Here is a 24,501-nt window from a genome sequence, read left to right on the forward strand (position 1 = left end):
CGTGTCGGCGGAACTCGGCGGTGCGTCGCTCACGTCCCGTACCGGCGAGGCCGACATCGGCTGTGGTCCGTGGTCGGCGACGCGGGCGCGGCGGTGCCGCCCGCCGTCACTCGGAGAGGTAGGTGAGCACGTCGTGGCGCGTCAGCACCGTGACCGGCTTGCCGTCGCCGACGACGAGCAGGGCGTCCGCGGACTCGAGGGCCCGGCGTGCGGCCGACACGGACTCCCCGATCCCGATGAGGGGCAGCGGGTCGCCGACGAACGGGGTGAGCGCATCGGCCATCCCCGCGGCACCGGTGAACACGTGCTCGAGCAACGTCTTCTCCTCGACGGCCCCGACGACCTCGCCCATGACGACGGGCGGCTCGGCGCTCAGCACGGGCATCTGCGAGACGCCGTACTTCGTCATGATGTCGACGACGTCGCGGACGGTGTCCGACGGGTGGGCGTGCACGAGGTCCGGCAGCCGTCCGTCCTTGCCGGCGATGAGGTCGCCGACGCTCCGCTCGTCCTCGGTCTCCGCGAAGCCGTAGGAACGCATCCACCGGTCGTTGAAGATCTTGCCGAGGTACCCGCGGCCGCCGTCCGGCAGCAGCACCACCACGACGTCGTCCTCGGTCAGGTCCTCCGCGGCCCGCAGCGCGGCGACGACGGCCATGCCGCTCGAGCCACCGACGAGCAGACCCTCCTCGCGCGCCAGGCGGCGGGTCATCGCGAACGAGTCCGCGTCCGACACGGCGATGATCTCGTCCGGGACGCCGGCGTCGTAGGCGGCGGGCCAGAAGTCCTCACCGACGCCCTCGACCAGGTAGGGGCGGCCGGTCCCGCCGGAGTACACCGAGCCCTCCGGGTCGGCGCCGATGATGCGGACGCCGCCGTCGGACGCTTCCTTGAGGTAGCGGCCGGTGCCCGAGATCGTGCCGCCGGTGCCGACACCTGCCACGAAGTGTGTCAGGCGCCCCTCCGTGTCGCGCCAGATCTCCGGCCCGGTCGTCTCGTAGTGGCTGCGCGGACCGTTCGGGTTCGCGTACTGGTTCGGCTTGTACGCGCCGGGGATCTCGCGCACGAGCCGGTCGGACACGGAGTAGTAGGACTCCGGGTCGTCGGGCGCGACGGCGGTCGGCGTCACGACGATCTCGGCGCCGTACGCGGTGAGGACGTTGCGCTTGTCCTCGCCGACCTTGTCCGGGAGGACGAACACGCACCGGTAGCCGCGCTGCTGGGCGACGAGCGCGAGGCCGACGCCGGTGTTCCCCGAGGTGGGCTCGACGATCGTGCCACCGGGGAGCAGCTCGCCGGATGCCTCGGCCGCGTCGAGGATCCGCGTCGCGATGCGGTCCTTGGCCGAACCACCCGGGTTGAAGGACTCGACCTTCACCAGGACGGTGGCCCGGATCCCCTCGGTGACACGGTTGAGCTTGACGAGCGGTGTGTCGCCGACGAGATCGATGACGGAGTTCGCGTAACGCACCAGGAGAGTCTAGGTCGCGTGCCCCGGTGTGCGACGTCCCGCGACGAACACCCAGCCGGTGTCAGCCGAGGGCGAACGAACGACCCGCCTGGTCCGGCAGAGCGCGCCGGACCAGCAGCGCACACGAGGGCCGTCGGTCACTCGCGGGCGGCCACCACCGGGTCGCTCTGCTGCTCGTGCAGGGTCGCGTAGGTACCGCCGAGGGCGATGAGTTCGTCGTGCGTCCCCTGCTCGACGATCTGCCCGTGGTCGAGCACGAAGACCACGTCCGCGTCCCGGATGGTCGACAGGCGGTGTGCGATCGAGATCGTCGTCCGTCCCCGCGCCGCGGTGTCCAGTGCCGCCTGCACGACCCGTTCGGAGATGGAGTCGAGCGCGCTCGTCGCCTCGTCGAGCACGAGGACGGGCGGGTCCTTGAGCAGCACGCGGGCGATGGCGATGCGTTGCTTCTCCCCGCCGGACAACCGGTAGCCCCGCTCCCCCACGACCGTGTCGTACCCGTCCGGGAACGAGGCGATCGTCTCGTGGATGTTCGCGGCACGGGCCGCCCGTTCGAGTTCGGCGTCGGTCGCCCCCGGCTTGGCGTACCGGAGGTTGTCACCGATGGTCGCGTGGAACAGGTAGGTCTCCTGACTCACGATGCCGATGTGCGCCATGAGGTCCTCGTGCACGAGGTCGCGGACGTCCTGCCCCGCGAACCGGACCGAACCGGCGGTCGCCTCGTACAGCCGCGGCACCAGGTACGAGATCGTCGTCTTGCCCGCGCCGGACGGTCCGACGAAGGCCGCGAACTGTCCGGGCTGCAACTCGAACGAGACGTCGCGCAGGGTGGGCTTGTCGGCTTCGCCGTCCGGGTACGAGAACGAGACGTGGTCGAACGCCACGTGTCCCACCCGTCGTTCGTCGACCGGCTTCGCGGTGGCCGCGTCCGTGATCGCCGGCTTCAGGTCGAAGTACTCGAAGATGCGGGCGAACAGCGCCCCCGACGTCTGCAGGTCGAGCACGACGCGGAGCAGGCCGACGGTCGGGAACAGCAGCCGGGACTGCACGGTCGTGAAGGCCACGATGGTGCCCGCCGTGATCGGGACGCCGCCGAGGACGAGGTACGCGGCCACGAGGTAGATGACCGCCGGGATGATGGACAGGAAGATCTGCACGATGGCGAAGAACCACTGACCGGACATCTGCTGTCGGACCTGCAGCCCGATCTGGTTGCGGTTCTCGTCCCCGTAGCGGTGGATCTCGGCACGCTGCTGGTTGAAGCTCTTCGCGAGCAGGATCCCCGACACGCTCAGGGTCTCCTGCGTGATCGCGGTCATGTCGGACAGGGACTCCTGGGTCTGCGCGGCGATGCGGGCGCGGACCTTGCCGACCTTGCGCTGGGCGATGACGAGCAGGGGCAGCAGGACCACCGCCACCAGGGTCATCTGCCAGCTCAGGAGCAGCATCGCGACGACCGCGGCGATGACCGTCACGGTGTTGCCGAGGACCGACGAGATCGTGTTGTTCAGGACGCTCGCGACGCCACCGACGTCGTTCTGCAAGCGGCTCTGGATCACGCCGGTCTTCGTCCGGGTGAAGAACGCGAGTTCCATCCGCTGCAGGTGCCCGAACAACCGCATCCGCATCGCGCCCATGACCTTGTTGCCGACGGTGGCGGTCAGGTACGTCTGCCACACGCCGATCCCGGCGCTCGCGATCCACAGCCCGATCATGGCTGCGACCAGCACGGCGAGCACCGGCACGTCCGGTCTGCCCTCCGGCGGGAACAACCCGCGGTCGAACGCCTGCTGGGTCAGCAGCGGCGGGATGACCGAGAGGGCGGCCCCGACGAGCACGAGCACGACCGTCAGGACGATCGCGCGCCGGTGCGGGACGAACAGTCCGGCGATGCGACGCAGCAGGTGCGGGATCTGCGGCGCCTCGGCGTTCGCCGCGCGCTGCGCGTCCGGGTCGCCACTCGAGATCCGGCCGCGGGGTCCACCGCCGCCGCCACCGCGCATCCCGCCGCCGCCGGCGACCGCGTCCATCCGACTCATCCGCACCCTCTCCGCGCCGCCCGGCGCCGTCCTCGGATGAATGTACGCCCGCGGACGGGCCCGGCCCGACGCGTTCGCCGAGGGCTGTGGACGGAGGCGGTCCGGGCCTCCCGTGTGGAGGGAGGGACCGTCTGGTTTGGACCCCGTCCGAGGGCCGTGGGACGATGTCGCGTCCACCGCAAGCGCCCCCGTGAGGTCCCATGTCGTCCGCGCCGTCACTCGCCCACCAGCTCCTCCGGCGCAAGCCGGTGGACCAGCTCCGCGCGGAGGCTGCCGAAGGCGTCGACGGGCAGCCGCTCCGACGGACACTCGGGGTCTGGCACCTCACGATGATCAGCGTCGGCGCGACGCTCGGCACCGGCATCCTCGTCGTCCTCGGGACGGCCGTCCCGCTCGCCGGACCCGCCGTCTGGATCTCGTTCGTGATCGCGGGTGTGGCGGCGCTCCTGTCGGCGCTGTCCTACGCCGAGATGGCCGGCGCCGTCCCGACGTCCGGGTCGAGCTACTCCTACACCTACGCGACCATGGGCGAGGGGATCGCCTGGGTCTGCGGGTGGTGTCTGGTCCTCGAGTACGCGGTGTCGGTCGCGGCGGTCGCCGTCGGCGCCAGCGAGTACGTCGACGAGACGCTGCGGGTCTTCGGGCTGCACCTGCCCACCGTGCTGTCCGCGCCTCCAGGCGACGGCGGCTTCGTGAACCTGCCCGCGGCTGCGCTCGTCGTCATCGCGATGCTCGTCCTGCTCCCCGGGGCGAAGGAGAGCGCCTGGGTGAACACCCTCATGGTGCTCGTGAAGATCGCCCTCCTGGTGTTCTTCGTCGTCGTCGCGTTCTCGGCGTTCCGCGCCGGGAACTTCGAGCCGCTCGCGCCCATGGGTGCTGCCGGGGTGAGCGCGGCTGCCTCCCGGCTGTTCTTCTCGTACATCGGCTTCGACGCGGCCTCCACCGCCGGCGAGGAGGCGAAGGACCCCCGCCGCGACCTGCCGCGCGCCATCATCGGGTCGATCGCGCTCATCACCGCGCTGTACATCCTGGTCGCGGTCGCCGCCATCGGTGCTCGGTCCTGGACGTCGTTCTCCGCTGACGAAGCCTCGCTCGTCCGCATCGTCGTCGACGTCACCGGGCAGCCCGTCGTCGCCCTCGTGTTCTCGATCGGGGCCGTGGTCGCGATCGCGAGCGTGGTCCTCACCGTGCTGTACGGACAGACCCGCATCCTGGTGTCGATGGCTCGGGACGGCCTCGTGCCGAAGGTGTTCGGGCGGGTGTCGCCCCGGACGAGCACCCCGATCGCGAACACGCTCATCGTCGGCATCGTCGTGACGATCGTCTCCGCGCTGGTCCCGCTCGGGGAACTCGCGGACGCCACGAGCATCGGGACGCTCATCGCCTTCGCCCTCGTGAACATCTCGGTGATCGTGCTCCGCCGGACGCAGCCGGACCTCGACCGCTCGTACCGCGTGCCGTTCTTCCCGGTCGTGCCGGTGCTCGGCGTGCTGTTCTGCCTGTTCCTCGCCGTGACGCTCGGCGCGGGCACGTGGATCGCCTTCGGCATCTGGATGGTCGCCGGCGCGGTGCTGTACCTGGCCTACGGCCGCCGCCACAGCACGCTCGCGTAGGCGGGTCGCCCGGGCCCCGTTCGCGCTGAGCGACACCCTTCGTGTCTTGCGGCGCGGAGTTCGACGCGCACCGCGAACAAAGCCTCTCCTCCACACAGCTGGGCCGATGGCCGTGGTGCACAGGTGAGCCTGCCCGGGCTGCACGCGTGCACGGAGGCCGTCACGCTCGGACGATGCACGTCACGAACGATCGCCCGCCCCTGCTCCGCGCCGCCGCCGGTGACCCGGCCGCCACCAGGGCGTTGCAGCGGGGACACCGAGCTGGCCGACTCGTGCGGCTGCGACCGGGTGTCTTCCTCGACCGCTCCGTGTGGGAGAGCCTGGACCCGGCGGCACGCCACCTCGCGCTCGCGCGGGCGGTCGCGCCGGCGCTCCCGCTGACCACCGCGTTCTCCCACCAGACCGCTGCTCTCGTGCATGGATGGCCGCTGATCGCCCCGCCGCCCGAGCGGGTCCACGTCATCGACGACCATGCCATGACCACCGCGCACCGGTCAGGCATCGTGCGACACGCCGGACCACTGCCCGGGCTCACCCCGCACTCGTTCGACGGGGTCCGCGTGGCCGACGTCCTCGCCACCGCGGTGGCGATCGTCAGGTGCACCACCCCGTCGGTCGCTGCCGTCGCACTCGACCACGCGGTCCGTTCGGCGACGCTGACCCTCCCGGAGTTGCTCGGCGCACTCCCACGGCCTCCGGAGCATGGGTCGCGGAGAGCGAGGACGGTCGGCGCAGCACTCGACCCCCGACACGAATCCGTCGGAGAGTCCTTCACCGCCGTCCGTCTCGTCGAGCTCGGCGACGTGGACGTCGAGCCGCAGCACGAGTTCCGGCACCCCGACGGCGGGATGAGTCGTGTCGACTTCTGGCTCCCCCGCCTCGGAGTCGTCATCGAGTTCGACGGTCGGCAGAAGTACCGCGACCCGTCGATGACGGGCGGCGCCGATCCGGCCGACGTCCTCTGGCGGGAGAAACTCCGCGAGGACAGGATCCGTGCGCTGCCCGAGGTCCGCGCGGTCGTCCGGGTCACCTGGTGGCATCTGGTCGACCCGGACCGGCTCCGTGCCCTGTTCCGGAGTCACGGCATCGTGCTCGGGTCATGACCCACGACCATCACTTCGGGCTCAGCGACAGTCCTCGTCCGCTCGGGGCCGATCAGTGTCGCTCAGCGCGAACCGACCCGCCGCGCCCGCGCCCGCGCCCGCCCGCGCCCGCGCCCGCCGCCGCGCCGCGCACACGACGAAGGCCGCCGCCCCGAGGGGCAGCGGCCTTCGTGACCAGAAGGTCGGACTCAGACGAGCTCGACGGTGGCACCAGCGGCCTCGAGGGCAGCCTTCGCCTTGTCGGCAGCTTCCTTGTTCGCACCCTCGAGGATCTTCGCGTCGGCGGTCTCGACGAGCGCCTTGGCCTCGCCCAGGCCGAGCGACGTGAGGCCACGGACCTCCTTGATGACCTGGATCTTCTTGTCACCGGCCGACTTGAGCACGACGTCGAACTCGGTCTTCTCCTCGACCTCCTCGGCGGGGGCAGCAGCGCCACCGGCCGCGGCGACCGCGACGGGGGCAGCAGCGGTGACCTCGAAGACCTCTTCGAACTTCTTCACGAAGTCCGAGAGCTCGATGAGCGTGAGCTCCTTGAAGGCCTCGATGAGCTCGTCCTGCGAAAGCTTCGCCATGATTTTCTCCTACTACTTACTGATGCGTGGTGTGGTTGTGGAACGCGTGCCTGGTCAGGCCGCGGACTCCTGCTTCTCACGGAGGGCGTCCACGGTGCGGACGGCCTGCGAGAGGGGTGCCTGGAACAGGTACGCAGCACCGAACAGCGAGGCCTTGAAGGCGCCGGCGAGCTTGCCGAGCAGGACTTCACGGGACTCGAGGTCGGCGAGCTTGTCCACCTCGGTCGCGGTGAGCGGGTTACCGTCGAAGTAACCGCCCTTCACCACGAGCTCGGGGTTCGCCTTGGCGAATGCACGCAGCGACTTCGCGACGGCGACGGTGTCACCGTGGACGAAGGCGAGAGCGGACGGACCGGCGAGCTCGTCGTCGAACGACGTGATGCCTGCCTCGTTGGCCGCGATCTTGGTCAGCGTGTTCTTCACCACGGCGTACGTGGCGTGCTCACGGATCGAGTTGCGGAGCTCCTTGAGCTGCGCGACCGTGAGACCGCGGTACTCGGTGAGCAGAACGGCGTTCGAGCTACGGAAGGACTCCGTGAGCTCGGCGACCGCAGCTTCCTTGTTCGCCATGGTTCTCCTTGGGGTTCTTGCTGGCAGCCCCGGGTCCCATGGCTGTGGTGAACACAACCCGCACATGAAGAAAGCTCCGGCGCAGAGGCTCGGAGCTGCTCCCGCTCGATGAGTGGGAGTGGTTCTGAACACCTGCGCGGGCTGCCTCGTGACGAGGACCTTCGGCCACTGTCCGAGCGTGAGCACGGCAGCGACGACCAGCGGTCTTTGGCTGAGAAGAACCGTACCACACCAGGGTCACGTGCCGGAACCCGCAGGTGCTCCCACCGGCTGCCGTGTCCGGTCCGGCAGGTGCACCGTGAACACCGTGTCTCCGGGCTCGCTCGTCACACTCACCCGACCGCCGTGCGCCTGCACGACCGCGTCGACGATCGCGAGGCCGAGTCCCGTCGACCCGGCGGTCCGGGAGCGCGAGCTGTCCGCCCGCGCGAACCGCTCGAAGAGCTTGGGCAGGAAGGCCGGGTCGATGCCCTGCCCGTCGTCGCGCACCGTCAGGTCGACGCCGCCGCCGTCCGCCAGCGGTACCGGAGCGATCCCCACCGTGATCCGCGTGCCGTCCGGCGTGTGGGTCCTGGCGTTCGTGACGAGGTTGACGATCACCTGGTGCAGCCGGGCCGCGTCGCCGAGGACCTCGACGGGCTCGTCCGGCAGGTCGACCTCGATCGGGTGGTCCGGCGACGCGGCGTGGGCGTCGTTGACCGCGTCGAGCACCAGGCCGGTCAGGTCCACGTCCGCGAACTGGATCTCCCGGCCCTCGTCGAGTCGGGCGAGCAGCAGCAGGTCCTCGACCATGGAGGTCATCCGGATCGACTCGGACTCGATGCGGCTCATCGCGTAGACGACGTCCTGCGGCAGGTCCCCGCCGATCCGCCGGGTGAGTTCCGCGTACCCGCGGACGGACGCGAGCGGCGTCCGGAGTTCGTGCGAGGCGTCGGCGACGAACTGCCGCACCTTCTGCTCGGAGCGCTCACGTGCCTGCATGGCCCCCGCGATGTGTCCGAGCATCCGGTTGAAGGCCGTGCCCACACGGCCGACCTCGGTCGCGGGGTCGGCGTCGGGCACCCGCACGCCGACGAGCGCGTCGCTGCGCTCGAGCGGCATCCCGGCGACGGCGGACGCGGTCTCGGCGACGCGGTCGAGCGGCCGGAGGGCGCGACGGACGGCGGCCGTCGCGACGAGGGTCGCGGCGAGCAGGGCGAGCCCGGTCACCACGAGCACCACGCCGAACAGCTTCCACACGCTCTCGTAGACCGGGCCGAGCGGCAGCCCGACGACGAGGACGGCCGGGCCGACGGTGGCGGCCGTGACCCGGTAGCGCCCGAGGTCCGCACCGAGGTCGATGGTGTGCGCCCGTCCGTCGAGCCGGAGTCCGCCGAGGGGGTCGACCACGTCCGCCCGCAGCCGGTCGACCCGTCCAGCGTTGTCGAGCACGTTGCCGACGACGACGTTCCCGTCGAGGACGTACACGGTCAGCGTGCCGGCCGCCTGGCCCGAGGGTCGCCCGAACTCGGCACCGTTCGGCCCCTCCTGCTCGACGGACCGCTGGGCGCGGCTCGTCGCGTACTGCAGCTGCTCGTCGATGGCGGAGCGCTGGATGGAGAACAGCGCGATGATGCTGCCGCCCCCGATCACGGCGCTGACGGCGACGACGAGCGCGACGATGCTCAGGACGAGCCGACGACGGAGGGTCATGCGCGGACCCGCGTCAGGAGGTCGGCTTGATGACGTAGCCCACCCCGCGCACGGTGTGGATCATCGGCTGCTCGCCGGCGTCGATCTTCTTGCGCAGGTAGGAGATGTAGATCTCGACGACCGACGACTTGCCCCCGAAGTCGTACGACCACACGCGGTCGAGGATCTGCGCCTTCGACAGCACACGCCGGGGGTTGCGCATGAGGAACCGGAGCAGCTCGAACTCGGTCGCGGTGAGCTCGATCGTCCGCCCGGCGCGCGAGACCTCGTACGACTCCTCGTCGAGGACCAGGTCGCCGACGACGATGCGCGAGTCGCCGGCTTCGGACACCGAGATCTGCGAGCGCCGGATGAGCCCGCGCAGGCGTGCCACGACCTCCTCGAGGGAGAACGGCTTCGTGACGTAGTCGTCCCCGCCCGCGGTGAGCCCGGTCACGCGGTCCTCGACGGAGTCCTTCGCGGTGAGGAACAGCACCGGGGTGTCGTCGTGGTTCTGACGCAGTCGGCTGAGCACCTGCAACCCGTCGAGGTCCGGCATCATCACGTCGAGCACCATCGCGTCGGGCCGGAACTCGCGGGCCTTCGTCAGGGCATCCTGGCCGCCGTTCGCACTCCGCACGTCCCACCCCTCGTAGCGCAGCGCCATCGAGAGCAGGTCGGTGAGACTGGCTTCGTCGTCGACGACGAGGATGCGCAACGGCGAACCGTCGGCACGCGTGAGGCGCGGGGCTGTTGAGGGCTGGGAGATGGTCACGTCTCTGAGTATGGAGAGCTTCCTATGAACCCCCTGTGGCGCATCCCGATGCGCCCTGCGGATCGAACGGGAGACCGACCCGAGGGTCGGCGGGGGACGGGGCCGAGCCGAGCGGCTCCGCCACACCTCCGGCGACGCGACCTCGGCCCCTCACGATCCTCATAGGGCACGGAATGGAGGCCCTTGGCACCCCTTCCTAGGTTCTCCCCGTCGGCCCCCGCCGCGCGATCCGCGTGACCGGTGTTCCCGGAGCCGACCCCCACCGAGGAGAACCATGTTCCTGACCTACCTCAGGCGCGAACTCACGAACCGCAGGAAGCAGACGGTCGTCATCGCGGTCGGGATGGCGTTGGCCATCGCGCTCGTCGTGATCGTGTCGTCCATCGCGAGCGGCGTGCAGTCCGCCCAGTCCAGCGTGCTGCAGTCCGTGTACGGCGTCGGCACCGACATCACCGTCACGAAGACCGAGACCCCCACGTCGAGCAGCACCGGACGGCCGTCGTTCGACTTCGGCGCTGACTCGTCGGACGCTGACGCGTCGGACGGCGGGTCCACCGACGACAGCGGCTCGACGGACCTGTCCCAGTCCCGCCTGACCGTCTCCCGCGGAGCCGGGACACTGAGCGCCGCGGATGTCGAGACGGTCGCCGGCACCGACGGCGTCGCGGCTGCGACGGGTGTCCTGACGCTCGAGAACAGCACGTTCTCCGGGCAGGTGCAGCAGAGCGACAGCAGCGACAGCAGCGGTGCGGCGCAGGGTGCCCCGCCGAGCGACGGTGGCCAGGGCGGTGGCGGGTTCGGCGGCGGCTCGTTCAGCGTCGACTCGTTCACCGTGACCGGCATCCCGGTGTCCGGCGACACGGTCGGCCCGCTCACCAGCACCGAGACCACGAAGGGCCGCACCTTCACCACGGCGGACGCCGGCGAGGACGTCGTCGTGCTCGACTCCGCGTACGCGACGAGCGAGTCGAAGGCCGTCGGTGACACAATCGCGATCGGCGGCGAGGACTTCGACGTCATCGGCATCGTCGCCTCGACCGGTTCCGCGTCGACCACGGGATCGAACACGTACGTCCCGCTCGACACCGCGCAGGAGCTCGCCGACCTCGACGGCGAGGTGACCTCGATCTACGTCTCCGCCGGGTCGTCCTCGAACGTCGCGACCATCAAGACCGCGCTGCAGGACGAGCTCAGCAGCGCGACCGTGTCCACCGAGTCCGACCTCGCCTCGAGCGTCTCCGGCTCCCTCGCCACGGCATCGACCCTCGTGTCGAACCTCGGTCGGTGGCTGTCGATCGTCGTCCTGGCGGCGGCCTTCCTCATCGCGATCCTGTTCACCATCTCCGGCGTCACCCGACGGACGCGTGAGTTCGGCACCCTCAAGGCGATCGGCTGGTCGAACGGCCGCATCACCCGACAGGTCGCCGGCGAATCGCTCGTGCAGGGCCTGATCGGCGGCGTCATCGGCGCGACAGCCGGACTCGTCGGCATCCTCGTCGTGAACGTGATCGCCCCCACGGTCTCGGCGAGCGCGGCCAGCAGCAGCCGGACCGGTCCCGGCGCGGGCGGCGGCATGCCGGGCAACGCGGCGAGCGCGGCAGCGGGCAGCAGCACGAGCGGGGGCGCTCCAGCCGGCGGGTTCGGCGGCGGCGGTCAGAGCGCCGCGACCACCGACGTCGTCCTGCACGCACCCGTCACGGTCGAGGTGATCCTGCTCGCGATCGGACTGGCGGTCCTCGGCGGGCTGCTCGCCGGCGCGATCGGGGGGTGGCGGGCATCCCGGCTCCGCCCGGCGGAAGCGCTGCGGAGCGTCGCCTGATGTCGCGACCTCCCATCACCCCGACCTCCCCACCAGCACCCTCGACGACTACCCCAGGAGCATCCATGACCACCACCGAGAGCGCACCCGCCACAGGCGACGTGCCCACCGCCTCCCGGCCCGCGTACCGCCTGTCGGGCGTGACGAAGACCTACCGCCAGAAGAACCGGACCGTCACCGCCCTGGCGGGGGTGGACCTCGAGATCCCGCAGGGGCAGCTCGTCGCCGTGCAGGGGCCGACCGGTGGCGGCAAGTCGACGTTGCTGCAGATGCTCGGCGCGCTCGACCGGCCGAGCACCGGGTCGGTGCAGCTGGGCGACCGGGACCTCGCGACGCTCGGCGACCGGGCACTCACGGACGTCCGGGGCACCGAGATCGGCTTCGTGTTCCAGGGCTTCAACCTCATCCCGACGCTGACGGCCCTCGAGAACGTGGAGACCGCGTTCGCCGGGTCCCTCGCGAACCGCTCGCGCGCCGAGGTCCGCGAGCGGGCGACCGCCGCACTGCGCGAGGTCGGCCTCGGTGAGCGCCTCGACCACCTGCCGGCCGAGCTCTCCGGCGGGCAGCAGCAGCGGGTCGCGATCGCCCGCGCGCTCGTCAAGGACCCGAGCGTGCTCCTCGCGGACGAGCCGACCGGGGCGCTCGACGAGGGGACGCGCGACGAGATCATGGGCCTCATCGAGCGGCAGTGGCGGGACCGCGGGCTGACGGTCGTCATCGTGACGCACGACTCAGGGGTGGCGCGGCGCGCGGAGCGCCGGTTGCACATCGCGCAGGGCCGGGTGCGTGACGCGTAGCCGAGCGTCCGGGCGGTGGGCAGCGCTCAGTCGGCGACCGGGTAGTCGCAGTAGGCGAACCACGACGAGTCCGGCGCCCACGGCGGCACGTTGACCGTCCCCTGCCCGCCGTCGAGTGCCACGAGCGTCTCCGGCAGGACCGCGATGCGTGCCCCGGAGGCCAGGACACCGGGCAGCAGTCGGAGCTCCACGCGGTGGTCGGCCGGGTGCCCCTGCACGCCCGGCTCGTACGACAGGTAGAGCAGGTGCGCGCCGTCCGGGGAGACGTGCGGGAACCAGTTCACCCGCTCGTCGCCGGTGATCGGCACGGGGCCGGTCGATCCGGCTCCGTCCGGTCCGGTCCGGAGCGCCGCGATCTGTGCGGTGCCGGGCGTGAACCGCTCGGTGTTGAACAGGAGCGTGCCGCCGTCGGGCGTCCAGGCGCAGCCGTCGTCGGGGTGCTCGTCGCGGGTCACGAACGTCGTCGCTCCGGTACCCGGGTCGACGACGGCGACGTCCGTCGTCCACACGCCGGCCTCGGTCCGTTCGCCCACGATCGCCGCCAGGGCGGAACCGTCGGGAGCGATGCCGTGCAGGTAGTACTTCCGCACCACGGGCAGGGCCGCGGCCGTGTCGGTGATGCGGGACCCGGGACCGCCGGCCGGCAGCGGCACGCGGTACAGCTCACCGTCGCGGGCGCTCACCACGACCGACTCCCCCGACGGATCGAGCACGTGGTCGTTGTTGATCTCCGGCACGCCGTCCATCGGCACCGGCACGAGTGCGGTCTCGTCGAGCACCGTCCCGGGCGGCGGCACCGGCAGGAGCCACAGGTCGCCGTCGCCGTTCAGCACGAGGGTGTCCGCGTCGAGGACGTTCGGCGCCTCGACGAGCACGGAACGGGACTCGAAGACGAGGCGGGCGCTCCGTCCCTCGACGTCGTACACGTGCACGCGGCTGGTCTGTCCGGGCAGCAGCTGCCGCCCGCGGGTCTCCGTCATGCGTCCATCCTGTCGTCTCGTCGGGCAACACGGACGGGAGGTGCGGTGCGGGCAGACCCACACGGCACCTCCCGTCAGGGGGTCGCGGCTACTTCACCGCGCCGGCGGTCAGGCCGGCGACGAACTGGCGCTGGACCACGAGGAACGCGATCACGACCGGGATCGACACGACGAGCGAGGCCGCCATGATCTGGTTCCAGTACACGTTCGTCTGCGTCGAGTACTGCTGCAGACCGACGGCGAGCGTCGACCCGAGGCCGTTCGTCATGACCGAGGCGAAGAGCACCTCGCCCCATGCGGTCATGAAGGAGTAGATCCCGACCGCGACGAGACCCGGGCGGGCCGACGGCAGGATGATCCGGAACAGGGCACCCATCGGGCCGGACCCGTCGACCATCGCGGCCTCGTCGAGCTCGCGCGGGATCGTCTCGAAGTAGCCCGCGAGCATCCAGATCGAGAACGGGAGCGTGAACGTCAGGTACGTGATGATGAGCCCGAGCCAGCTGCCGACGAGCTGGATGCCGAGCGAGTTGCCGAGGTTCGTGAAGATCAGGAACAGCGGGAGCAGGAACAGGACGCCGGGGAACATCTGGGTCGACAGCACCGTCGTCGTGAAGGCGCTCTTGCCCTTGAAGTTCCAGCGCGAGACCGCGTAGGCGGCGAACGTCGCGATGATGAGCGAGAACACCGTGGCGACCGTGCACACCACGAGGGAGTTCACGAAGTACCGCGCCAGCGGGACCGTCGACCACATGTCGATGAACGGCTGGATGGTGATGTTCGACGGGATCCAGGTGAAGTCGTCCTGCACGTCGCCGAGCGGCTTGATCGCGGTCGTGACCATCACGTAGAGCGGCACCACCGTGAAGACGGTGAGCAGCGCGATGACGATGATCTTGAAGGACTTTGCGCCCACTGTTTCACGCACGGACGGACCTCCGGTTGGTGACGGCCAGGTAGATGCCCGTGACGACGAGCAGGAAGAGGAGCAGCAGCACGCTCATCGCGGCGCCGGACCCGAAGTTCCAGGTGATGAACGAGGCGTTGTAGATGTGGAAGCTCAGCAGGTCCGCGGCCGGGGGCTGCGCGGTCGACCCGAACAGCACGAACGGCGTGTTGAAGTCGTTGAACGTCCAGAGGAACATCACGAGCACGAGGGTGACGTTGACCGGGCGGACCATCGGCAGGGTGATCGAGCGCCACTGTCGGAACGGCTTCGCACCGTCGACCGAGGCGGCCTCGTACACGTCGGCCGGGACGGACTGCAGGCCCGCCATGAGCATGAGGAACGCGAAGGGCCAGGTCTTCCAGATGGCCACGACGACCACGGCCACGAAGGCGTTGTTGCCGATGAGCCAGAACGGGGCACCGCTGCCGAACAGGTGCAGCTGGTCCACCAGGACGTGGTTGATGGCACCGGAGTCACGCTGGAACATGAACTTCCACGTGATGACGCCCGCGTACATCGGCAGGGCGTAGGGGATGAGGAACAGCGTGCGGAAGAGCCCGCGGCCGGCGAACGGCTTCTGCAGTGCGACCGCGGCGGCCATGCCGAAGCCCCAGGACAGGCCGACGACCAGGATCGTGAACCCGCAGGTGATGAGGAACGAGCTGAGCAGTCCGCGCCCGATGGCCTGGTCGAAGTCCACCGCGACGGAGTAGTTGCGCAGGCCGGCGAACGGGGCGGCACCCCAGTTCGCGATGAAGTACTTGGTGAGCTGCACGAAGCTGATCCAGATGCCGACGAGCATCGGCACGATGTGGATGAGCAGCTCGAAGAGGATCGCGGGACCGACGAGCGCGTACGGGAGCCACGTGACGCCACGCTTCCCGCGGGGCGACGGACCCGAGAGGGTCGGCGCCTTGGTGTGCGTCAGGTCGATGGCCTCGGAGTCTGGCAGGACCGTCGTGGACATGGGCAGGCCTTCCGGCTGGGTGGGAGGGTTCGAGGAGGGGGGCGGGAGGCCCGGACGCGACCTGTCGGACGCGGACCGGGCCTCCCGTCAAGGTCAACCTGCGGCCTGGGAGACCTGGTCCTGGGCCGTCTGCAGGGCGTCCTCGATGTCCTTCTCGGACACCGTCGAACCCGTGGCGATCTTGGCGAACATCTCGTTCATCGCCTTGCCGACCGTGGACTCGAACTGGTCCTCGGCGGGGACCAGCGGGAGCGGCTTCGCCTTGTTGTTGTAGATGTCGAGGAACGTCTTCGTCTGCTCGTCCGAGACGGAGTCAGCAGCTTCGGCGAGCACCGGCAGGGCCGAGTACGGCTTGTCCAGCGTCGTCTGCGTGTCCATGCTCGTCATGTACTTGACGAACTTCAGCGCGCCGTCCTTGTTGTCGGTGTTCTTGAAGATCGACAGGTTGATGCCGGCCGGGAAGCTGGCGATGTCCTCGCCACCGGTCGGCGCCGGGAGCGGCACGACGCCGAACTCGTCGGACTTCATGCCGAGCGACTCGATCGTGGTGTTCGCGTTGTTCTGGTTGAGGATCATCGCGGCCTTCTTGTTCGCGAAGTCCGCGACCGACTGGTTCGCGTTGTCGTACTGCGCGTTCGACGGGTTGGCCGCCTTGCTGTCCTGCATGAGGTCGAGGTAGCGCTTGATGCCCTCGACGTTCTCCTTCGACGTGAAGGTCGGCTTGCCGTCCTTGTCGAACCACTCGCCGCCGTTCTGCGCCGAGTTGATGAACGCGAAGTGCGCGTTCTCGGTGTAGGACCCACCGGCGAGGCTGAAGCCGTACTTGCCGTCGGTCGTCAGCTTCTCGGCGGCCGAGACGAGGTCCTCCCAGTTGGTGGGCGGCTCGACGCCGGCGTCGGCCAGCATCTGCTTGTTGTAGAACAGGCCGTACGCGAGGCCGTAGAGCGGGACGCTCGTGACGGTCTGACCCGGTGCGCCACCGGTCGAGAGCGCGACCTTGCCGAACTTGTCGGCACCGCCGATGGCCTTCATCTCCGCGTCACCGAACTCCTGGAAAGCGCCGGTGGCCTGGAGCGAAGTCGCCCACGTGTTGCCGATGTTGACGACGTCCGGGCCCTGGCCCGAGGTGACGGCGGTCTGGATCTTCGTCTGCAGGTCGTTCCACCCGATGACCTGGAGGTCGACCTTGATCCCGGTCTCGTCGGTGAACTTCTTGAGGACGGGGGTCAGCACCTCCTTGTCGTTCTCGAGGGAGGTGCCCTGGTTCGACGCCCAGTAGGTGAGCGTCTTCGAGTCGCCCGATGCGCCGGAGGACCCGGAGGAGCAGGCGGCGAGGCCCGACACGGTGAGTGCCGCGGCCGCGGTGATGGCCAGTGCGCGGATGGCAGTGCGCATGACTCTCTACTTTCTCGTCGTTGAGATGGTGCAGGAAGTGGTGCTGGATCGTGCTGGGTGGTGCTGGATCGTGCTGGGTGCTGCTGTGGAGGGTGGGGCAGGCTGGTCAGACCAGGGTCTGCTCCGCGGGGTCCCAGCCCTCGGGGAGGGTCGGGGAGGGTTCGACGGTGCTCTCGACGAGCACGGTCTCACCACGTTCGGCGGCCTCGGCGATGGAGACCATCACGTCGAGGACGTGGAAGGCGAGGGCGCCGGGGACCCGGTTCCCTTCGCCGGCACGGAGGGAGCGGGCCAGGTCGACCACGCCCGTCCCCCGCGAGTAGGTGGACCCGACGGCCGGGATCGTCTCGGGTTCCTCGGCGCCGAGCGCGTACAGCTTCGTGTCGCCGTCGAACTCGTTCGGGTCGGGGAACACGACGGTGCCGGTCTCCCCCGCGATCTCGACGAAGCCGGTGCGGCCGCGGTCGGACTCGAACGAGAACACGCTCTGCGCGCTCCCGCCGTTCTCGAACTGGATGAGCGCGGAGTGGTTCGTCGGGACCTCGACGGGGAACTCGGTGCCCGCCTTCGGCCCGGAGCCGATCGTGCGGGTGGCGCGGGACCTGGACGCGGTGGCGGTGACCTTCGCGACGGGTCCGAACGCCTGCACGAGCGTCGTGATGTAGTACGGACCGATGTCGAAGAGCGGGCCGGCGCCGTAGGCGAAGAGGAACTCGGGGCTCGGGTGCCAGGACTCCGGGCCGGGGCTCTGGAAGAGGGTCAGCCCGTTCAGCGGCGTGCCGATGCGACCGTCGCGGATCGTGCGGAGTGCGGTCTGGAGGCCCGCCCCCAGGAACGTGTCCGGCGCGACCGACACGGTGCGGCCGGCCGCGACCGCGGCGTCGCGCAGCTCCGCCGCGCTCTGCCGGTCGAGCGCGTAGGGCTTCTCGCCCCAGACGTGCTTGCCGGCGCGGAGCGCCTGCAGCGCCACCTCGACGTGCGCCGCGGGGATCGTGAGGTTCACGACGATCTCGATGTCGTCGATCGCCAGGAGCTCCTCGACGGTGCCCGATCCGGCGACGCCCCACTTCTCGGCCTGCGAGGCCGCCCGGGGCAGGTCGATGTCGGCGATGAACAGCACCTCGACGTCGGGGAAGACGGTGAGGTTCGACAGGTACTGGTCGGAGATGACCCCGGCGCCGATGACGCCGACGCCCACGCGGCCCGCGGCGCTCATGCGTCCGCTCCGGCGAGGAAGGCGTACGAGTCGCGGACGGCCTGGACGACGTCGCCGTCGTGGTCGTCGAGCTCGATGACCTGCTGCGCCTCGGGCGCGGCCGCGATGATGTCCCGGACCGGCATGACGCCGGTGCCGACGGCGACCTGCTGCTTGTCGTCGTGCGAGCCGTCGCCGTCCTTGACGTGCAGGAAGCGGACCTGGTCGCCGAGCCGCCCGAGGACGGCCACCGGGTCGTCCCCGCCGACCTTCGCCCAGTAGGTGTCGAGCTCGAGGACGACGTCGTCGGCGAGGGCGCCGGCGAAGACCTCGAAGGCGCTCGTGCCGTCGATGCGGTTCGAGAACTCGAAGGCGTGGTTGTGGTAGCCGAGCACGAGGCCACGGTCGGCGGCGCGCGGGACCAGTTCGTTGAACTGGCGGGCGATCGCCTCGACGTCCTCGCGGGTGGTCCAGCGGGCCTCGTCCACGTGCGGGTCGATGAGCGTGCCGAGGCCGACCGTGACGCTCGCGGCCAGGATGCGCTCGAGGTCCTGCTCGTCGGCGTCCAGGAGACGTGCGTGCCCGCTCGGCGCGACCAGGCCGGCCTGCTGCAGGGCGGCCGCGTACTCGTCCGCACGGTCGACGAAGCCGAAGAGTTCGACGTTCGTGAAACCGATGTCGGCGATCGTCGCCAGGGTTCCGGGGAGGTCCGCCGACAGCGCGTCACGCACTGTGTACAGCTGGACCGAGAGCGGTTGGGTCACCGTGTGTTCTCCTCATCGAGACGTGGTCGTCACTGACCGATCGTCACACTATGGGTGCTTCTGTCGGCGGTCAAGCAGAAGTTCGAACGAGTTCGACGACCTTCGTTGCGTGGCTCGGAGGATGTGTGGTTCACTCCGGACATGGTCGACATGACTCGGACGGCAACGTCGCCGCCGGTCGGGACGAGTGAGCTCTTCCAGATCCTGCGTGACGGTGTGCCGCGAACCCGTGGCGAGCTCGCCGCCCTGACGGGGATGGCCCGCTCGACCATCGGCGTGCGGCTCGACGCCCTCGCCGACGTCGGACTCGTCGGGGCGGTCGACACCGCGGCGTCCACGGGCGGTCGTCCACCCGCCCAGATCGCCCTCCGTCCCGCCGCGCGGCTCGTCGTCGCGGCCGACCTCGGCGCCTCGCACGGCCGGGTCGCGGTGACGGACCTCGTCGGCACCCCGCTCGCGACGCGTGACGCGAGCATCGACATCGCGGCCGGACCCGTTCCGACGCTCGAGTGGCTGATCGGCGTCGTCGACGAGCTCCTCGACTCGGTCGGCCGGGCACGCGACGACGTCATCGCGATCGGCATCGGCCTGCCGGGTCCCGTCGAGTTCTCCACCGGTCGTCCTGCGAACCCGCCGATCATGCCGGGCTGGGACGGCTTCGACGTGCCCGGTTGGCTCCGGCAGCACGTCCGCGCGCACGTGCTCGTCGACAACGACGTGAACATCGCCGCACTCGGCGAGCGGGCGCACGGCTGGCCGGACCTCGACCACCTGCTGTTCGTGAAGGTCGCCACCGGCATCGGCTCGGGCATCGTGTCCGAGGGACGGTTGCAACGCGGCGCCCAGGGCACCGCCGGGGACATCGGGCACGTCCGGGTCTCGCGCGCCGGGGACGTGCCGTGCCACTGCGGCAACACCGGGTGTCTGGAGGCCGTCGCCTCCGGCCCGGCGATCGCCAGGGCCCTCCGCGCCAAGGGACACGACGTGCACACCAGCGCGGACGTCATCGACCTCGTGGGCCGTTCGGACATCGACGCGATCGGTGCCGTCCGGCAGGCCGGCCGCGACATCGGGGAGGTGCTCGCCACGTGCGTCTCGCTGATCAACCCGTCGGTCATCGCGCTCGGTGGCTCGATCACGCAGGCCGGAGAGCACCTGCTCGCGGGTGTCCGGGAGGTCGTGTACTCCCGGTCGATGCCGCTCGCCACCGAACACCTCGTCATCGCGCAGTCCCGCGCCGGCTCGATCGCCGCGCTGCAGGGCGCGGCAGCCCTGGCCATCGCGTACGCCCTCTCCCCCGCCGGCGTGGACGAACTGGTCACCCTGTCCGAGGGGCGGCAGCTCGTTTCCTGAGCGCGGTGACCTGCCAGCGCGCCGGATCGGCCGCGCGCCGGTTTCGCCGGTGCCGGTGGTCGGGTGGACAATCATCCGGTGACGATCGTGCAGCCCACCCTGTGGGGCGACCTGGATGACGGGTGGGAGGCCCAGCCCGGCTCCGGCACGTCACCGTCCGCGCCGGCACGGCCGAGCCGCAACGCGTTCACGTCCCTGCGCGGGCACACCGAGCGCATCGTCGCGCATTCGTCGGACCGGGTCGCCTGGCTCCGCGCGCGGGCGATGGGGATCACCGCCACCGACGTCGCACGCCTCGCCTCGCTCCGCGCCGTCGACGCCGTCGTCGCGGACAAGCGCTACGGCTCCCGGTTCGCCGGCAACGTCTACACCGAGCACGGCAAGGAGCGGGAGCCCGTCATCGCCTCGTGGGTGGCCGCCACGCACGGGATCCTGCCGTCGGCCCACCTGTTCCACGCCGCCACGAACCGAGCGCACCTGGCGACGCCCGACGGTGTCGGACAGGACCGTGACGGCCGGCTCCTCCTCGCCGAGATCAAGACGACCTCGTCCGGCTGGAAGCGCGTCCCACGGCACTACATGCGACAGGTCTGGTGGCAGCAGTACGTGCTCGGCGCGGACCGCACGCTGTTCGTCTGGGAGACGCACGACGACTTCGTGCCGGTCGCCGACGAGCCGGAGTGCCGTTGGATCGACCGCGACGACGACGCGATCCGCGGGCTCATCGTGCTCGCCGACCTCGTGCTCGACCGCCTGCGCGACGCTCGCTGACCCGCACCACCCGGAGCCGACTCAGCGCCACGACGACGAGTCCCATCAGCCCGATGAACACGGCCACACCGAGGCAGTACAGCGCCACGGCCCCGTAGCCGGATGCGGGGTCGAGGAACGGGTACGGCACCCAACCGTCGGTGGCGCCGCGGGTGACGACGACCACGAGCCAGACCGCCGGGTAGACGAGGAACCACCACACGTCCCGGAACAGCAGCCGGCTCCGGTCCGAGAACAGCACCCAGTCGAGCACCACGATCAGCGGCACCCAGCGGTGCACGACGTCGTTCGACCAGGACGCCCCCAGCGGTTGGCCGACCTCTGCCAGGAGCGTGTTGTAGACGAGCCCGGTCGTCGCGATGTACACCGTGGCCGCACCGCGGAACAGGTCGAGCCGACGGCCGGTCGGACGGTCGCCGAACGCCGCGACGACGGTCAGCGTCCACACCACCGCGACGAGCAGGTTCGACTGGTTCGTGAAGTACCCGAAGAAGTCCCAGAACACGAAGTCGTCGCGCAGCGCGCCCTGCAGGTCGGTCACCACCGCGGCGACGGCGACGACGGCGACCACGAGTCGCAGGCTGTTCACGAAGGTCCGCACCCCACAACGGTAGCGGGGACCCCGAGGGCGTGTGGAACGACGAACGGCCCGCACCTTCCGGTGCGGGCCGTTCGTGTGGAGCCGTGGATCAGGCCAGGACGTTGACGTCCAGCGGGATGCCCGGGCCGAAGGTCGTCGAGACGGCGCCCTTCATGATGTAGCGGCCCTTGGCAGCGCTCGGCTTGAGGCGGACGACCTCGTCGAGCGCGGCGGTGATGTTCTCGTCGAGCTGCTCCGGGGTGAACGAGGCCTTGCCGACGACGAAGTGCACGTTCGCGTGCTTGTCGACGCGGAACTCGATCTTGCCGCCCTTGATGTCGTTCACGGCCTGGGCCACGTTCGGCGTCACGGTGCCGGTCTTCGGGTTCGGCATGAGACCGCGCGGGCCGAGGACCTTGCCGAGACGACCGACCTTGCCCATGAGCTCCGGGGTCGAGACCGCGGAGTCGAACGAGGTGTAGCCCTCGGCGACCTTCGCGATGAGCTCGTCGCCACCGACCTCGTCGGCGCCGGCGGCGATGGCGGCCTCAGCGGCTGCACCCGTCGCGAAGACGATGACGCGGGCGGTCTTGCCGGTGCCGTGCGGGAGGATGACGGTGCCGCGCACCATCTGGTCCGCCTTGCGGGGGTCGACGCCGAGCTTCAGCGCGACCTCGACGGTGGAGTCGGTCTTCGCCGAGCCGGTCTCCTTCGCGAGGGCGACTGCCTCGGTCGGGGTGTAGAACTTGTCGGCCTCGATCTTCGCGGCCGCGACGCGGTACGCCTTGGACTTCTTCGCCATGGTGGTCTCCTTGCGAGATACGTGGTTGGCGAGCCGGCGCGGCTCTCCCACGGTGAGTACTGGGGTGTGTGGGGTGAGGCTCAGGCCTCGACCGTGATGCCCATCGAACGAGCGGTGCCGGCGATGATCTTCGTCGCCTGCTCGATGTCGTTGGCGTTCAGGTCGGCCTGCTTGGTCTCGGCGATCTGACGGATCTGGTCCGCCGTGATGCGTCCGGCCTTCACCGTGTGCGGCGTCGCGGAACCCTTGTTCACACCCGCTGCCTTCTTGATCAGCTCGGCGGCCGGCGGGGTCTTGAGGATGAACGTGAACGAACGGTCCTCGTAGACGGTGATCTCCACCGGGATGACGTTGCCGCGCTGCGACTCGGTCTGGGCGTTGTACGCCTTGCAGAACTCCATGATGTTCACGCCGTGCTGACCGAGCGCCGGACCGATCGGCGGTGCCGGGTTGGCGGCGCCCGCGTTGATCTGCAGCTTGATCAGGCCCGTGACCTTCTTCTTCGGTGCCATGTTCCGTTTCCTCCTGGATTCGAACGCACGGGGACCCGTGCACTCTCCCGCGTCTCCGGCGGATCCGGATCGCGGTCACGGATCCGCAGCGCACGAGGCGCGCGGACCCAAACTCAGACAGTGTACTGGACGTTCGCCAGTACTAGAGCTTCGTGACCTGGTCGAAGCTGAGCTCGACCGGGGTCTCGCGCTCGAACAGCGAGACGAGGACGGTGAGCTTGCCGCTCTCCGGCTTGATCTCGGAGATCGAACCCGGCAGGCCCGCGAACGAGCCTTCCTTGATGGTGATGGTCTCGCCGACCTCGAAGTCGACCTCGGCCTGCGGCTGGGCCTGCGCGGCACCGCCGGACTTCGAGCCGCCCTTGGTCGGAGCGGCCTCGGCGACCTGCACCAGGGACTTCAGCATGCCGAACGCCTCGTCGAAACGGAGCGGCGTCGGGTTGTGGGCGTTCCCCACGAAGCCGGTGACACCCGGGGTGTGCCGGACGACGGACCACGAGTCCTCGTTGAGGTCCATGCGGACGAGCACGTAGCCGGGGATCCGGACGCGGGTGACCAGCTTGCGCTGCCCGTTCTTGATCTCGACGACGTCCTCCATCGGGACCTCGGCCTGGTAGATGTAGTCCTCCATCGACATCGAGACCATGCGGTTCTCGATGTTCGCCTTCACGCGGCGCTCGAAGCCCGCGTAGGAGTGGATGACGTACCACTTGCCCGGCTTCATCCGGAGCTCGGCCTTGAAGGCGTCGTACGGGTCGGCCTCGACCGGCTCGGCGTCCGCGTCGTCCTCGAGCGCGTCGGCGGCTTCCTCGGCCGCGATCGTGGCGTTCGCCTCCGCAGCGGTCTCGTCCTCGAGCTCGGACTCCTCCTCGTCCTCGACGGCCTCGACGGCGGCCTCTGCCTCGTCGGCGGTGTCGATCTCGAGCGCGTCGTCGACCACCGCGTCGGCCTCGGGGTCGCGGGCCTCGGCCAGGGCGCCCAGCGTCTCGTCGAACTCGGCGGCGACGGTGCCGTCGTCCGGCTCGTCGCTCAGGCCGAGGGACTCGTCGTCCTCGTCGTCGACGGAGATCGCGCGCTCCTCGGCGGAGTCCGTCGAACGGAGCTCGCTCGTCTCGACGTCGCCTTCCTGGTTCTCCTCGACCTCGGAAGACTGCTCGGCAGCGGTCGCGAGGTCGATGTCGTCGCGGGAGTAGTCAGACACAGTCGGTTCTTTCCGTTCGATGGTGCGGATCGGGTTGGCACTCGCGTTCCGGGCGGGGAACGGGTCGCCGTCTCCGGGAGACCGTACCCCGAGGAGGACCGGAACGGTCGGACCTGCGGTCAGTCCGTGCGCGCCAGGGATCCGGTGCGCCGGGGTTCATGCCGGCTGGGTCAGGCCGTGGGGCCGTTGCCGAACACGTAGCCGACGCCGAGACCGAACACGAAGTCGAGGACCGACACGAGGATCATCATGACGACGACGAACACGAGCACGACGCCCGTGTAGCTGAAGAGTTCCTTGCGGGTCGGGGTGACGACCTTGCGCAGCTCGCCGAAGACCTGGCGGATGAACAGCGCGATCGCGGCGAACGGACCGCGCCGCTGAGCGCGATCGACCTTCGCCTGGGCGACGACGTCGTCCGTCGTCTCCACTTCTTTGCTCGCCACTTCTACCCTTCCCGATGTGCAGGGCGGACAGGACTTGAACCTGCAACCTGCGGTTTTGGAGACCGCTGCTCTACCAATTGAGCCACCGCCCTTCGGAACGACCCACCCCGGGGGGTGCCGGATGTTCCTGGTGGCGAGTCCGTCGACCCGGGAGGG

General features: G+C 70.0%; 23 protein-coding genes and 1 tRNA gene. 6 read left to right on the forward strand and 18 right to left on the reverse strand.

The features are described from left to right. Nucleotides 1–106: 106 nt before the first annotated feature. On the reverse strand, nucleotides 107–1,471 hold the full coding sequence (locus tag DEI84_RS05695) for a cystathionine beta-synthase (protein WP_110890013.1): 1,365 nt from the start codon (nucleotides 1,469–1,471) through the stop codon (nucleotides 107–109). Between the two features lie 137 nt (nucleotides 1,472–1,608). Then, on the reverse strand, nucleotides 1,609–3,501 hold the full coding sequence (locus DEI84_RS05700) for an ABC transporter ATP-binding protein (protein ID WP_258367397.1): 1,893 nt from the start codon (nucleotides 3,499–3,501) through the stop codon (nucleotides 1,609–1,611). A 209-nt stretch (nucleotides 3,502–3,710) separates the two neighbouring features. On the opposite strand from DEI84_RS05700, the gene DEI84_RS05705 reads away from it, so the two are divergent. Both DEI84_RS05705 and DEI84_RS05710 read left to right on the forward strand, forming a co-directional pair. Next, nucleotides 3,711–5,123 carry an APC family permease gene (locus DEI84_RS05705; RefSeq protein WP_110890014.1) on the forward strand — a complete coding sequence of 471 codons (1,413 nt, stop codon included), beginning with the start codon at nucleotides 3,711–3,713 and terminating at the stop codon, nucleotides 5,121–5,123. A gap of 173 nt (nucleotides 5,124–5,296) precedes the next feature. Further along, nucleotides 5,297–6,226: a hypothetical protein gene (locus DEI84_RS05710; RefSeq protein WP_110890015.1), complete on the forward strand. Its 930-nt coding sequence runs from the start codon at nucleotides 5,297–5,299 to the stop codon at nucleotides 6,224–6,226. A 188-nt stretch (nucleotides 6,227–6,414) separates the two neighbouring features. On the opposite strand, the gene rplL is transcribed toward DEI84_RS05710, so the two are convergent. The 4 genes from rplL to DEI84_RS05730 form a co-directional block, all read right to left on the reverse strand. After that, on the reverse strand, nucleotides 6,415–6,798 hold the full coding sequence (gene rplL / locus DEI84_RS05715) for a 50S ribosomal protein L7/L12 (RefSeq protein ID WP_110824614.1): 384 nt from the start codon (nucleotides 6,796–6,798) through the stop codon (nucleotides 6,415–6,417). 54 nt (nucleotides 6,799–6,852) lie between these two features. After that, on the reverse strand, nucleotides 6,853–7,368 hold the full coding sequence (gene rplJ / locus DEI84_RS05720; protein WP_110824615.1) for a 50S ribosomal protein L10: 516 nt from the start codon (nucleotides 7,366–7,368) through the stop codon (nucleotides 6,853–6,855). Between the two features lie 237 nt (nucleotides 7,369–7,605). Further along, a complete protein-coding gene (locus DEI84_RS05725; protein ID WP_110890016.1) occupies nucleotides 7,606–9,060 on the reverse strand; it encodes a cell wall metabolism sensor histidine kinase WalK in 1,455 nt (484 codons plus the stop codon). A 13-nt stretch (nucleotides 9,061–9,073) separates the two neighbouring features. Then, on the reverse strand, nucleotides 9,074–9,814 hold the full coding sequence (locus DEI84_RS05730; RefSeq protein ID WP_181420362.1) for a response regulator transcription factor: 741 nt from the start codon (nucleotides 9,812–9,814) through the stop codon (nucleotides 9,074–9,076). 274 nt (nucleotides 9,815–10,088) lie between these two features. Here DEI84_RS05730 and DEI84_RS05735 point away from each other — a divergent pair, with 274 nt between their 5' ends. Further along, nucleotides 10,089–11,633, forward strand: coding sequence for an ABC transporter permease (locus DEI84_RS05735; protein ID WP_110890017.1), 1,545 nt, complete (start codon nucleotides 10,089–10,091; stop codon nucleotides 11,631–11,633). 65 nt (nucleotides 11,634–11,698) lie between these two features. After that, a complete protein-coding gene (locus tag DEI84_RS05740; RefSeq protein ID WP_110890018.1) occupies nucleotides 11,699–12,430 on the forward strand; it encodes an ABC transporter ATP-binding protein in 732 nt (243 codons plus the stop codon). Between the two features lie 26 nt (nucleotides 12,431–12,456). Here the strand turns inward: DEI84_RS05740 and DEI84_RS05745 are convergent, their stop codons facing one another. The 6 genes from DEI84_RS05745 to DEI84_RS05770 form a co-directional block, all read right to left on the reverse strand. Then, nucleotides 12,457–13,410 carry a hypothetical protein gene (locus DEI84_RS05745; RefSeq protein WP_110890019.1) on the reverse strand — a complete coding sequence of 318 codons (954 nt, stop codon included), beginning with the start codon at nucleotides 13,408–13,410 and terminating at the stop codon, nucleotides 12,457–12,459. 88 nt (nucleotides 13,411–13,498) lie between these two features. Further along, complete coding sequence (locus DEI84_RS05750; protein ID WP_110890020.1) at nucleotides 13,499–14,338, reverse strand: carbohydrate ABC transporter permease; 840 nt, start codon at nucleotides 14,336–14,338, stop codon at nucleotides 13,499–13,501. Beyond that, entirely contained in the window at nucleotides 14,331–15,326 is a 996-nt protein-coding gene (locus tag DEI84_RS05755) for a carbohydrate ABC transporter permease (RefSeq protein WP_110824620.1), read from the reverse strand. Before DEI84_RS05755 ends, DEI84_RS05750 begins: the two co-directional genes overlap by 8 nt. 93 nt (nucleotides 15,327–15,419) lie before the next feature. After that, on the reverse strand, nucleotides 15,420–16,721 hold the full coding sequence (locus DEI84_RS05760) for an ABC transporter substrate-binding protein (protein ID WP_110890021.1): 1,302 nt from the start codon (nucleotides 16,719–16,721) through the stop codon (nucleotides 15,420–15,422). Nucleotides 16,722–16,827: 106 nt separating this feature from the next. Further along, nucleotides 16,828–17,937, reverse strand: coding sequence for a Gfo/Idh/MocA family protein (locus tag DEI84_RS05765; RefSeq protein WP_110824622.1), 1,110 nt, complete (start codon nucleotides 17,935–17,937; stop codon nucleotides 16,828–16,830). Next, nucleotides 17,934–18,680, reverse strand: coding sequence for a sugar phosphate isomerase/epimerase (locus DEI84_RS05770; protein ID WP_110890022.1), 747 nt, complete (start codon nucleotides 18,678–18,680; stop codon nucleotides 17,934–17,936). Before DEI84_RS05770 ends, DEI84_RS05765 begins: the two co-directional genes overlap by 4 nt. Before the next feature lie 141 nt (nucleotides 18,681–18,821). On the opposite strand from DEI84_RS05770, the gene DEI84_RS05775 reads away from it, so the two are divergent. Further along, nucleotides 18,822–20,033: an ROK family transcriptional regulator gene (locus tag DEI84_RS05775; RefSeq protein ID WP_258365934.1), complete on the forward strand. Its 1,212-nt coding sequence runs from the start codon at nucleotides 18,822–18,824 to the stop codon at nucleotides 20,031–20,033. A gap of 78 nt (nucleotides 20,034–20,111) precedes the next feature. Beyond that, complete coding sequence (locus DEI84_RS05780) at nucleotides 20,112–20,804, forward strand: YqaJ viral recombinase family protein (protein WP_181419559.1); 693 nt, start codon at nucleotides 20,112–20,114, stop codon at nucleotides 20,802–20,804. Here the strand turns inward: DEI84_RS05780 and DEI84_RS05785 are convergent. The 6 genes from DEI84_RS05785 to DEI84_RS05810 all read right to left on the reverse strand — a co-directional run bounded on the left by DEI84_RS05785 (nucleotide 20,755) and on the right by DEI84_RS05810 (nucleotide 24,437). Beyond that, nucleotides 20,755–21,405: a Pr6Pr family membrane protein gene (locus DEI84_RS05785; RefSeq protein ID WP_110890023.1), complete on the reverse strand. Its 651-nt coding sequence runs from the start codon at nucleotides 21,403–21,405 to the stop codon at nucleotides 20,755–20,757. The two genes, DEI84_RS05780 and DEI84_RS05785, sit on opposite strands and share 50 nt — an antisense overlap. Before the next feature lie 88 nt (nucleotides 21,406–21,493). Further along, complete coding sequence (rplA, locus tag DEI84_RS05790) at nucleotides 21,494–22,186, reverse strand: 50S ribosomal protein L1 (RefSeq protein WP_110890024.1); 693 nt, start codon at nucleotides 22,184–22,186, stop codon at nucleotides 21,494–21,496. Nucleotides 22,187–22,266: 80 nt separating this feature from the next. Next, the gene (gene rplK, locus DEI84_RS05795) at nucleotides 22,267–22,698 is read right to left on the reverse strand and encodes a 50S ribosomal protein L11 (RefSeq protein WP_110824626.1); all 432 of its coding nucleotides are present in this window, start codon (nucleotides 22,696–22,698) and stop codon (nucleotides 22,267–22,269) included. 142 nt (nucleotides 22,699–22,840) lie between these two features. After that, nucleotides 22,841–23,899 carry a transcription termination/antitermination protein NusG gene (gene nusG, locus DEI84_RS05800; protein ID WP_110824627.1) on the reverse strand — a complete coding sequence of 353 codons (1,059 nt, stop codon included), beginning with the start codon at nucleotides 23,897–23,899 and terminating at the stop codon, nucleotides 22,841–22,843. A gap of 170 nt (nucleotides 23,900–24,069) precedes the next feature. Then, nucleotides 24,070–24,345, reverse strand: a complete 276-nt coding sequence (gene secE / locus DEI84_RS05805; RefSeq protein WP_110824628.1) for a preprotein translocase subunit SecE — start codon at nucleotides 24,343–24,345, stop codon at nucleotides 24,070–24,072. 19 nt (nucleotides 24,346–24,364) lie between these two features. Continuing rightward, nucleotides 24,365–24,437: transfer RNA gene (locus DEI84_RS05810), tRNA-Trp, on the reverse strand. Between the last annotated feature and the right edge of the window lie 64 nt (nucleotides 24,438–24,501).

This window comes from Curtobacterium sp. MCBD17_023 (assembly GCF_003224415.1).
GTDB lineage: Bacteria > Actinomycetota > Actinomycetes > Actinomycetales > Microbacteriaceae > Curtobacterium.

Excerpts from the sequence above, each read along its gene's own strand:
- DEI84_RS05725 (WP_110890016.1), bottom strand. The coding sequence starts at position 9,060 with ATGACCCTCCGTCGTCGGCTCGTCCTGAGCATCGTCGCGCTCGTCGTC.
- DEI84_RS05740 (WP_110890018.1), top strand. The coding sequence starts at position 11,699 with ATGACCACCACCGAGAGCGCACCCGCCACAGGCGACGTGCCCACCGCC.
- DEI84_RS05760 (WP_110890021.1), bottom strand. The coding sequence starts at position 16,721 with ATGCGCACTGCCATCCGCGCACTGGCCATCACCGCGGCCGCGGCACTC.
- DEI84_RS05775 (WP_258365934.1), top strand. The coding sequence starts at position 18,822 with ATGGTCGACATGACTCGGACGGCAACGTCGCCGCCGGTCGGGACGAGT.
- rplL (WP_110824614.1), bottom strand. The coding sequence starts at position 6,798 with ATGGCGAAGCTTTCGCAGGACGAGCTCATCGAGGCCTTCAAGGAGCTC.
- rplA (WP_110890024.1), bottom strand. The coding sequence starts at position 22,186 with ATGGCGAAGAAGTCCAAGGCGTACCGCGTCGCGGCCGCGAAGATCGAG.
- DEI84_RS05745 (WP_110890019.1), bottom strand. The coding sequence starts at position 13,410 with ATGACGGAGACCCGCGGGCGGCAGCTGCTGCCCGGACAGACCAGCCGC.
- DEI84_RS05755 (WP_110824620.1), bottom strand. The coding sequence starts at position 15,326 with ATGTCCACGACGGTCCTGCCAGACTCCGAGGCCATCGACCTGACGCAC.
- DEI84_RS05735 (WP_110890017.1), top strand. The coding sequence starts at position 10,089 with ATGTTCCTGACCTACCTCAGGCGCGAACTCACGAACCGCAGGAAGCAG.
- rplJ (WP_110824615.1), bottom strand. The coding sequence starts at position 7,368 with ATGGCGAACAAGGAAGCTGCGGTCGCCGAGCTCACGGAGTCCTTCCGT.
- DEI84_RS05700 (WP_258367397.1), bottom strand. The coding sequence starts at position 3,501 with ATGGACGCGGTCGCCGGCGGCGGCGGGATGCGCGGTGGCGGCGGCGGT.
- DEI84_RS05710 (WP_110890015.1), top strand. The coding sequence starts at position 5,297 with ATGCACGTCACGAACGATCGCCCGCCCCTGCTCCGCGCCGCCGCCGGT.
- DEI84_RS05765 (WP_110824622.1), bottom strand. The coding sequence starts at position 17,937 with ATGAGCGCCGCGGGCCGCGTGGGCGTCGGCGTCATCGGCGCCGGGGTC.
- rplK (WP_110824626.1), bottom strand. The coding sequence starts at position 22,698 with ATGGCACCGAAGAAGAAGGTCACGGGCCTGATCAAGCTGCAGATCAAC.
- DEI84_RS05705 (WP_110890014.1), top strand. The coding sequence starts at position 3,711 with ATGTCGTCCGCGCCGTCACTCGCCCACCAGCTCCTCCGGCGCAAGCCG.